The organism is Limosilactobacillus pontis DSM 8475, from assembly GCF_001435345.1.
GTDB lineage: Bacteria > Bacillota > Bacilli > Lactobacillales > Lactobacillaceae > Limosilactobacillus > Limosilactobacillus pontis.
The window spans coordinates 1-399 of the sequence record NZ_AZGO01000057.1 but is presented as its reverse complement, the minus strand read 5'-3'; the positions used below and the strand labels follow the sequence as shown (position 1 = coordinate 399).

Below are 399 nucleotides of genomic sequence, written 5' to 3'. Positions count from 1 at the left end.
TATAAATAAAAAACCTCTTTTGCCTTAAAATGTAGGTGTTCAAGCCAAAGTTAATAAGGGAAAAGAGGTTATTTAGATATGGCTAATAAGTTAAACAGTTTAGCCCATACAAAGTGGTTATGTAAATACCACATCGTATTCATTCCAAAGTATAGACGGAAAATAATTTATAATCAATATCGTCGCGATTTACAGGATTATATAAGGCTGTTGTGTCAGTATAAGGGTGTGAAAATCATTGAAGGACATATGATGCCAGATCATGTACACCAGTTATTAAGTATTCCGCCAAAGCTAAGCGTATCGCAATTTATGGGATACTTGAAAGGGAAAAGCTCGTTAATGATGTTTGATCATCACGCCAATTTGAAGTATAAGTTTGGAAATCGCCATTTTTGG

General features: G+C 33.8%; 1 protein-coding gene. It reads left to right on the top strand.

All coding sequences use genetic code 11. From position 1 onward, the window contains the following. Window positions 1-78: 78 nt before the first annotated feature. On the top strand, window positions 79-399 hold a 321-nt coding region (gene tnpA, locus FD34_RS05500; RefSeq protein ID WP_057807563.1), incomplete at its 3' end, for an IS200/IS605 family transposase.